The 8145-nt window shown below is 45.4% G+C and carries 7 protein-coding genes and 1 pseudogene; 4 read left to right on the plus strand and 4 right to left on the minus strand.

Going from position 1 to position 8145, the window contains the following annotated elements; translation table 11 throughout:
• Positions 1-301 precede the first annotated feature (301 nt).
• Complete coding sequence (locus RH85_RS12965; RefSeq protein ID WP_006712919.1) at positions 302-1564, plus strand: DUF2066 domain-containing protein; 1263 nt, start codon at positions 302-304, stop codon at positions 1562-1564.
• A gap of 63 nt (positions 1565-1627) precedes the next feature.
• On the opposite strand, the gene RH85_RS12970 is transcribed toward RH85_RS12965, so the two are convergent.
• From RH85_RS12970 to bepA, 4 genes are read right to left on the minus strand one after another with little or no spacing between them, the layout of a single operon-like run.
• Positions 1628-2038 carry a DUF2069 domain-containing protein gene (locus RH85_RS12970; protein ID WP_086027079.1) on the minus strand — a complete coding sequence of 137 codons (411 nt, stop codon included), beginning with the start codon at positions 2036-2038 and terminating at the stop codon, positions 1628-1630.
• Between the two features lie 50 nt (positions 2039-2088).
• Positions 2089-2658, minus strand: coding sequence for an NAD(P)H:quinone oxidoreductase (gene wrbA / locus RH85_RS12975; RefSeq protein ID WP_006712923.1), 570 nt, complete (start codon positions 2656-2658; stop codon positions 2089-2091).
• A complete protein-coding gene (gene arsC / locus RH85_RS12980) occupies positions 2655-2999 on the minus strand; it encodes an arsenate reductase (glutaredoxin) (RefSeq protein WP_006712926.1) in 345 nt (114 codons plus the stop codon). The genes wrbA and arsC overlap by 4 nt, the downstream gene beginning before the upstream one ends.
• Before the next feature lie 13 nt (positions 3000-3012).
• Positions 3013-4470 (minus strand): beta-barrel assembly-enhancing protease, encoded by a 1458-nt coding sequence (bepA, locus tag RH85_RS12985; RefSeq protein ID WP_006712928.1) that lies wholly within the window; start codon positions 4468-4470, stop codon positions 3013-3015.
• A 242-nt stretch (positions 4471-4712) separates the two neighbouring features.
• Here bepA and RH85_RS12990 point away from each other — a divergent pair, with 242 nt between their 5' ends.
• The 3 genes and pseudogenes from RH85_RS12990 to RH85_RS13000 all read left to right on the plus strand — a co-directional run bounded on the left by RH85_RS12990 (position 4713) and on the right by RH85_RS13000 (position 8071).
• Positions 4713-4937, plus strand: a complete 225-nt coding sequence (locus RH85_RS12990) for a sulfurtransferase TusA family protein (RefSeq protein WP_006712931.1) — start codon at positions 4713-4715, stop codon at positions 4935-4937.
• Positions 4938-4941: 4 nt separating this feature from the next.
• The gene (locus tag RH85_RS12995; RefSeq protein ID WP_006712933.1) at positions 4942-6006 is read left to right on the plus strand and encodes an AI-2E family transporter; all 1065 of its coding nucleotides are present in this window, start codon (positions 4942-4944) and stop codon (positions 6004-6006) included.
• Between the two features lie 193 nt (positions 6007-6199).
• Positions 6200-8071: pseudogene (locus RH85_RS13000) on the plus strand (methyl-accepting chemotaxis protein).
• The last annotated feature ends 74 nt before the right edge of the window (positions 8072-8145 follow it).

The raw sequence follows: 8145 nt of genomic DNA on the forward strand, positions 1-8145 counted from the left end.
GTAGCAAAATAAGCGAATTGAGGACGCAAAATAAAATTCGCAGGATTCTATCACCATGGCAAACGATTTCAATCTGTACTAGATCAAATGTTGATACATTAACCATTAAATAAATCTTCCATTTATCAATAGTATGGAGTAACCCTAAAAAAGATGTTGGATATTGTGAGTGGAACAGCTTGAAATGTGCGCAGTGCTTGTAGTGTAAATAGACCGCAATTTGACGGTATGCTGGTTGCTCCGGTTTCGGAAGTTGCTTATTATCGACCTTTGAGCTGCTGTAACTGATTCTAGGAAAATTATGCGTCGTTTAGTTTTATTCGCATTGGGACTGATAGGCTTTCCCGCAATGGCATTAACCAATGTCGATTTATACCATACTGAAGTCGTGCTGGATCAGAGTGTCGAAAAGCCAGACTCACAAGCTCGAATTGAAGGCATGAAGGAGATTGTTGTTCGTGCATCGGGTGATCAAGAAGCGATCAACAACCCTGTGGTACAAAAAGCATTGCGACAAAATGCGCAATATTTGGCACAAATTAGCCAAGGGCAAATCGCTGGTCAATCCACGGTAAAAATGTTGTTCAGTGCACCACATATTAACGCGCTTTTGAGCCAAGCTCAGCTACCAATTTGGCCAGCACAACGTGCCAATGTATTGGTATGGTTGGTGGAAGAAAGCCAGTCAGAACGCAGTATTGCATGGGAACATTCAGATTCAACATTGCTTGCCCAAATGAAGCAGGAAGCACAAAGTCGTGGCTTGCCACTGACTGTTCCCGTCGGTGATTTTGATGATGTCACCGGCATTACGATTTCTGATCTGTGGGGTGGATTTGCTCAGCCAGTGGGTCAGTCAAGCCAACGCTACCCAGCCGATGCGGTGTTAGTGGTTCGTGCTCAGGGAGATAGCTTGCGCTGGACGCTCTATGATCAAGCGCCAAAAACAATTGGTGTTACGCGCCAAGCGCCATTGAGTGGCAGCAATAGTGGTGTCGATGCTGCGGATAAGATGATTAATCAAATCAGTGACTATTTCGCCAAGCAAGGCGGCGTAGTGGTGGCGAGTGAATCATCAGAAGCGGTTAAAGTTCGCTTTACTTCATTGGATAACGCAATTGATTTCTTTGTTCTTGAACGTAAATTGCAACAGTTAAGTTCTGTGGCGTCGCTGGATATTCTAAAAATCCAAGGTAAAGAAGTGACGTTCTTGGCGCACCTACTGACTTCACCTCAAGAGTTTGAGCAGGAAGTTTCTCGTATCCGTGAAGCGATTCCGCTCCCCGCGATTGTTGAGCCGATTTTGCCGGCAGTGGTCACTGAGGCGACCAATGTGGTGTCAGCAACGGATGTTAACTCTGTTGAAGGTGTGGTGACAGAACAAGCGATGACGGCTGAGCAAGCGTTACCTGTATTGATTGAGCAAGTCTCTCCTGCAGTACCGCCTGAGCCTATTTTAATGTTTGAATGGCAAGGCGGTCACTATGTTGCGCCGGTTCCAGTTGAAGAGCCGCAAGAGGCGCTGGATGTTCCGTTAGAAACTCAAGCACTTGATAACGTATAGACAAGAAAAGATAAGAAAAAGGCTTCGCATTGCGAAGCCTTTTTTATTTAACGCCAATCCACGCTATTCAAATTTCGATTTTTCTTGTTTTTCTACTTCTGACAACCGTTTTAATTTCAAACCGAGTTCTTTACCTCGACTGCGAGCGTAAAGAATATTGCCAACAAATGCGGTGCTGGTAAGCAGTAGTTCAACCAGTGCTAACCAACGCTCTCCACCATCAAGGTAGAGTAAGGTTAGCGCGTGGAGAAAGTAGAGCATCAAGACAAAGTTAGCCCATGCATGGGTATAGGGTTTGCCCGCTAAAATGCCCGGTAAGGGAAGCAGCAAAGGGATACACCAAGCGATGGCAAGTGTCGTGCTATTGATGTGTGGGTGTGGGGATAGGAATATTTGCCAAATAGCCACCCAAGCGAGTAAGCCCAAATTGGCAGATAATGCCAATAAGCGAAATGCTTTGGTGCTCGGTTGCATGTCCTTTAGTAAGTTATCGGTTTGAGGGTCTGCTTGAGCATCAGACATAATCACTCCTTGATCAATTTTAATGCGGTTTTGGCGAGTCGTTTGCCAAGCTGCTGTGCCAGTTCACTTTCATCTTTAGTCAGAGCTGAATCATGACCGGCATGACTGGCCCCATAGGGGGTTCCACCGCTTTGGGTCGTATGTAATTGAGGCTCAGAGTAGGGAATACCCATCACCAACATGCCATGATGAAACAGCGGCAGCTTCATGCTTTGCAAAGTGGTCTCTTGGCCGCCGTGTAAACTGGAAGAAGAAGTAAAAACGCAGGCGGGTTTGTCAATCAAGTCACCACTTATCCATAACGGTGTGGTTTGATCCCAAAAATGTTTCAGTGGCGCAGCCATATTGCCAAACCATACGGGGCTGCCCATTGCCAAGCCATCACAATGCTTCAACTCTTCCAATGTCACTATGGGATCGTGGCTAACTGGGTTCGCCGGGCTGATCTCTTCTACGGTGCGCAAGAGAGCTTCGCAATGAGGAATCGATTCGATTCCTCTTGCGATCTGCCGTGCTAATGCTTTTGTGGCACCGTGGCGACTGTAGTAAAGCACGATCAGACGACAACTCATAAAATAGCTAATACCTGCTCAGGTGGACGGCCATGCTTGGCTTTGCCATTGGCAACAACAATGGGACGCTCAATCAGTTTAGGGTGCTCAGCCATGGCGCTAAAGAGTTGTTCATCACTGGCGTCAGTCAGAGCCAACTCTTTGTATATGTCTTCTTTGATGCGCATCATTGCACGCACTTCGCTTAATTCCAATTGAGTGTAAAGTGTCTTTAGATCTTCAACACTCAGTGGCGTCTCAAGATATTTAATCACTTGTGGTTGAACGTTATTTTGTTCTAACAACTCTAAGGTTTGACGGCTTTTTGAGCAGCGAGGGTTGTGATAAATCACGACTGACATAAATTTCTCCGATTTATTGTAATGCCATGAAACGGTCACGTTGAATCATCAGTTGATCGATACGTGCGTCATATCTGGCTTGTTTTAAACTGCCAAGTTCAGCCAGTTGACTGGCTTGAGTATAATATTGAATCGCCTTATTCCAATTGGCTTTGAGAGCCAAAATCTCTGCGCGAGCTGCGAGCTCTTCATCACTTTTAGCCAGTTTGGTATAAGCTTCTGAGAGCAGGTGCCAGCCATTGACGTCATTCGGATTCTCATGGCTGTAACGCTGCAATACTCGCACCGCTTGTTCTGTTTGGTCTTGCGCTAATAACGTGTTGGCATAGTTGATCATTAACACCGGGTTACTGGGCGCTGATTTTAAGGCTTTGCTGAGCATTTCAGACGCTTTTTCTGGCTTTTTCAGGCCAATATAGAGATCTGCCAATGCATCGAGATAGAAGTGGTTATTTCTATCTTGTTGATACAGCGCGAGGAGAATCGGTTCTGCTTGATCAAATTTACGTTCATCAAGCAGTACTAATGCTCGGCCGTATTGAAAGGTGGCTTTAATTTCTGGGGATGATTTCTTTTCAGTTCGATTGAACCAATCAAGAGCCGCTTCGGATTTGATATTGGCATAGCGCGCCACAATGCGAGCTTTGGCCAAATGGTAGTCAAATGACTCCGGAACACGGATCAGCGGATAATTTTGTGCTCTTAAGCGAGTATCGGTCACGCGATCTTGTGGCAAAGGGTGAGTCAACAACATCGGTGGTGGGGTACTTGCGTAGCGGTATTCGTCGGCAAGACGACCAAAAAAGGTTGGCATGGCACTAACGTCAAATCCAGCTTTAGACAGTGTCGCAATACCAAATCGGTCGGCTTCTTTTTCATTGCTACGAGTGTAGTTAATCTGCCCTTGCATGTTACCTGCAGTGGCTGCCGTCAGGGCGGCAATGCCGGCTTCAGGGGCGGCAATGGCTAGCAGTAATGAACCGGCCAATGCGGCGATGGTTGCCGGCGTTCGACGAGCTTGATCTTCCATACTACGGGCAAGGTGGCGTTGGGTGACGTGTGCAATTTCATGCGCCATTACCGAGGCTAATTCACTTTCATTTTGCGCATGCAAAAACAAACCTGAGTGGATCGCTACGTAGCCACCAAAAAAGGCAAATGCGTTTATATTGCGATCACGGATCATAAAGAAGGTAAATGGTGTTTTGACGTCATCAGCATTGGCGACTAAGCGGTGGCCCAATGAATCAATATACTCGTTCAATACGGGATCATTGATGATGGGCGCTCGATTACGCAGCATGCGCATATAAGCATCACCGTATTGGTTTTCTTGATCGATGGTTAGAGTACCACTTGCAGCAGTACCTATATCCGGCAGGTCTAGGCTGTTGGCCATCACAGAATGAGCAGGTAAGGCCAGTGTGATAGCCGCAGTAAGGGCGAGCAATGATCGCGTACGTTTAAACATGTTAGACAGGTAATATTCCCTTTAAATGACTGACGTTTACTGGCATTAACCAGAATAGAATCATATCGACAATGCTATAGACACTTTATTGTTGTGAGGGTTTCAAAGCAAATAAAGTTATCTGATATTTCCGCCTTATCACGCGAAGTGGCAAGAATTTGGGAGCCAAGGGAGTCTCGGCGAGCAATTTCATGCTGTTAAGTATACAATGTCTGCAATATAACTGATTATTTTTACGAGGAATGACGTTGTCGAATTTAGATTTACGCGATCAGCGTTGCCCTCTCGCTTTATTGCTTGCTAAGCGTCATGTTGTCGAAATGATGGCAGGTGAAACATGTACGATTCTCGTGCAAGACTCCAGTTCAAAGTCAGATATTATCCGCTTTCTTAGCCAACACCAGTTCGAAATTGAGTGTGTTGAGCTTTGTAACTATTACTCTTTAAACGTGATGAAAGGAACCTAGTTAGATGTTAGAAATGGTGAGTCGTTGGTATAAACGACGCTTTTCCGATCCACACGCCGTTAGCTTAGTCGCGATTCTATTTTTTGGCTTTATTACAATCTATTTCTTCGGCAACCTTATCGCACCACTATTGGTGGCGATAGTGCTTGCTTACTTACTTGAGTGGCCCGTTGCACGCTTATCCCGTCTCGGTATTCCGCGAACGTTAGCGGTAGTATTGGTGATCGTGTCATTTTTTGCGTTAGCGATTATTGCTATTTTTGGCTTGGTGCCGACCATTTGGCAGCAAGTAGGCAACCTGATTAACGATATTCCTAATATGTATGCTGGTCTGCAAAAAGTAATTGCTGAATTGCCAGTGAAATATCCAGAGTTAGCCAACTTTCAGATCGTTGAATCCTTGGTGACCAATGCCAAAAACCAAGTGATCAGCGTCGGTGAAACGGTAGTCAAAGGCTCATTGGCTTCGCTAGTCAGCATTGCGACTTTGGCGGTTTACCTGATTTTGGTGCCATTGTTGGTGTTCTTTTTATTAAAAGACAAAGAAGAGATGATTGCGATGGCGAGTGGTATGTTGCCGCGCAATCGTAAATTGGCGACCAAAGTGTGGGATGAGATGAATGAACAAATCTCAAACTATATTCGCGGCAAGGTCATGGAAATCTTGATTGTCGGTAGCGTCAGTTATGTCACCTTTGCCATTTTGGATTTGCGTTATTCCGTTTTGCTGGCCGTTGCGGTGGGCTTCTCGGTTTTGATTCCTTATATTGGCGCGGCAGCGGTTACCGTTCCGGTCGCGATTGTTGGCTTGTTTCAATGGGGCTTAGCGCCAGAGTTTTATTATCTACTGATTGCCTATGGAATTATCCAAGCATTAGATGGCAACGTATTGGTACCTGTCCTGTTTTCTGAGGCTGTTAATCTTCACCCTGTGGCGATCATTGTCGCGGTACTTGTGTTCGGTGGTTTATGGGGATTCTGGGGAGTCTTCTTTGCTATTCCGCTAGGCACCTTGGTTAAGGCGGTGTGGAATGCGCTGCCTGGGCCCGAAGAGCAGGATGTGGCGTAGGAAAACACTGACAAAAATAGGTAGAAAAAATAAGCGGCCAATCTTTAGCGAGATTGGCTTTTTTCTATTAAATCATTTGCTTACGTGGTTTGGAATGATCGGTTGTAAGAAAATGTAAAAATAGCATTAAACTCTTTCCTTATCCTGTCGATAAAAACCTTAGAGAAGTGGTTGTCTACAGGCGAGATAGATTATGAAGTTTAGTCAGAAAATAGTGGCGGCATCTTCAGCGTTGCTACTAGTTACGGTTGTGCTGTTGTCAGTTCAGCAATCAGTATTAGTTAAGAATGAAGTTGAGAGTTTGGTTGATACGAGCTTGACTGAATTAGAACAAGGAGTAAGCACCGCCGTTAGCGCTGAAATGAACGATAAACGTGCTTTGGCTAAGTCGGTATCAGAAATGATCTAGCTTGATCCAAATAACCGTGACTATGTGTCGGACGTTCTAGAGACATCGGTAGTAAAGCAAAGTTTTATTGCGGTCGGCTTTGGTTATGAAGCGGACGGTTCTTTAGTTGAAAACGACGATGGTTGGGAAGTTGAGTCGAGCTATGAGCCACGCACTCGCCCATGGTACACCGAGGCAAAAAGCCGCGGTGAAGTTGTCGTGACCAGTCCTTACGTTGACCCTACCACCAAGAAAGTGATTATTTCAATTGGTGCGCCAGTGATGGATGCTGGTCAGTTTGTTGGCAGTCTCTTTTATGATGTTGAGTTAAATGCACTCGCAGACTTGGTTAACCAAACCAATTTATTTGATGCGGGCTACCTGTTTATTGTGACACAGGATGGCACCACTATCGCTCACCCTGATGCGCAAAGAAACGGTGATAAACTAGATAGTTACTTGCCGCAAATTAGCATCAAAGAAGGCTCACAAAAATTTGAGCGTGATGGTAAGCCTTACCTTGTACGATTAACTAAGGTGGGATCTGAAGGTTGGTATGTGGGTGCACTTGTCGATGAGTCTGTGGCATTTGCGGCCATTGATGACATGCGAAATAGCTCGATGATTTATACCGTGATTGCATTGATACTGAGTGTGCTAGTGCTGTCATTCCTTATCAAGGTATTGATGCGTCCATTAGTGGCGTTAAATTCTGCTATTCAAGACGTCGCATCGGGCCAAGGTGATTTAACTCAACGCCTAGACACCAATACTGATGAAGAGTTTGCTGAGCTGGCGAAAGGTTTCAATACCTTTACTGAAAATCTGCAGCAGCAAATGATTCAATCTAAAGCGATCAGTGCTGAAATTCTGATGGGTTCAGAACAATCGGTCGTGGGAGCTCAGCAAGCGTCAGTGGCGGTTGCAAGCCAGTTGGAAGAGCTTGAACAGCTCGCGACAGCAATGCATGAAATGTCGGTAACGGCGATGGAAGTGGCAAATAATGCCCAAGGTGCTTCAGAAGCAGTAAAAGAAGCAGAGCAGGCAAGTATTGCGGGTTCACAAGTAGTTAGCGATACCACCAGTGCAATTGGCCAGCTGTCATTGCGTGTTGATCAAGCGGTAGAAGAAGTGGCAGGGCTTGAATCGGCTACCTCTAATATTGAGACTATCTTGAAAGTGATCAACGACATTGCCGACCAAACCAATCTATTGGCTTTGAATGCGGCGATTGAAGCTGCGCGTGCAGGGGATTCTGGTCGAGGCTTTGCTGTGGTAGCAGATGAAGTTCGTACTCTTGCTCAGCGTACTCAACAATCAACGACAGAAATTCGCAGTATGATTGAGCAGCTACAAGCGGGTGCAAGCTCGGTTTCTAGTGCGATGAATGAAAGTAAATCAACGGCAGATATTGCGGTGATCCATGCCCAACAAGCGGATCAGTCACTGCAAGAGATCCGTAATATCATTCAAAGCATTACCGATATGAATATGCAGATTGCATCTGCGGCAGAAGAGCAGAGTCTGGTTGCCGAAGAAATTAACAGTAATACCGTGCGTATTAAAGACTTGTCGACACAGGTTTCTGATGCGGCGATTCAATCAAATCAAGCGATGAACGAACAGATAGGTCACGTTCGTCAGCAAGATGAGTTATTGAATAAGTTTGTGGTTTAAAGCATCGGTATCATCACAGACATACCAAATAAAAACGCCAGCGAATTAGCTGGCGTTTTATTTAGTATGTTAAG

This window comes from Vibrio ichthyoenteri ATCC 700023, assembly GCF_000222605.1.
Taxonomy (GTDB): Bacteria; Pseudomonadota; Gammaproteobacteria; order Enterobacterales; family Vibrionaceae; genus Vibrio; species Vibrio ichthyoenteri.

What these genes read in the sequence shown, in the direction of transcription:
- wrbA (WP_006712923.1), bottom strand. Translation starts at nt 2,658, where the DNA reads ATGAGTTGTCGTCTGATCGTGCTTTACTACAGTCGCCACGGTGCCACA.
- RH85_RS12995 (WP_006712933.1), top strand. Translation starts at nt 4,942, where the DNA reads ATGTTAGAAATGGTGAGTCGTTGGTATAAACGACGCTTTTCCGATCCA.
- arsC (WP_006712926.1), bottom strand. Translation starts at nt 2,999, where the DNA reads ATGTCAGTCGTGATTTATCACAACCCTCGCTGCTCAAAAAGCCGTCAA.
- RH85_RS12990 (WP_006712931.1), top strand. Translation starts at nt 4,713, where the DNA reads ATGACGTTGTCGAATTTAGATTTACGCGATCAGCGTTGCCCTCTCGCT.
- RH85_RS12970 (WP_086027079.1), bottom strand. Translation starts at nt 2,038, where the DNA reads ATGCAACCGAGCACCAAAGCATTTCGCTTATTGGCATTATCTGCCAAT.
- bepA (WP_006712928.1), bottom strand. Translation starts at nt 4,470, where the DNA reads ATGTTTAAACGTACGCGATCATTGCTCGCCCTTACTGCGGCTATCACA.
- RH85_RS12965 (WP_006712919.1), top strand. Translation starts at nt 302, where the DNA reads ATGCGTCGTTTAGTTTTATTCGCATTGGGACTGATAGGCTTTCCCGCA.